Origin of the sequence: Clostridium tunisiense TJ (assembly GCF_000300195.1) — a bacterium.
Classification (GTDB): domain Bacteria; phylum Bacillota; class Clostridia; order Clostridiales; family Clostridiaceae; genus Clostridium_J; species Clostridium_J tunisiense.
This window is the reverse complement of the sequence record NZ_AMQH01000052.1, coordinates 1-313: the sequence shown is the minus strand read 5'-3', so window position 1 is coordinate 313 and position 313 is coordinate 1. Positions and strand designations below refer to the sequence as shown.

At 55.3% G+C, this 313-nt stretch carries 1 pseudogene; it reads left to right on the top strand.

Features of this window, described 5'->3' with window-relative positions:
• Nucleotides 1–313, top strand: a pseudogene (locus tag C661_RS23305) (ADP-forming succinate--CoA ligase subunit beta); the annotation flags it as partial.

Below are 313 nucleotides of genomic sequence, written 5' to 3'. Positions count from 1 at the left end.
TGCCAAGTTCGAACTGACCTACGTAGCCCTGGAAGGTAACATCGGTTGCATGGTCAACGGTGCCGGCCTGGCCATGGGTACCATGGACATCGTCAACCTGCATGGCGGCAAACCAGCCAACTTCCTCGACGTAGGCGGTGGTGCTACCAAAGAACGCGTAACCGAAGCCTTCAAGATCATCCTGTCCGACTCCAACGTCGCTGCAGTACTGGTCAACATCTTCGGCGGCATCGTTCGTTGCGACATGATTGCCGAAGGCATCATCGGTGCAGTGAAAGAAGTCGGCGTTAAAATCCCGGTTGTTGTTCGCCTT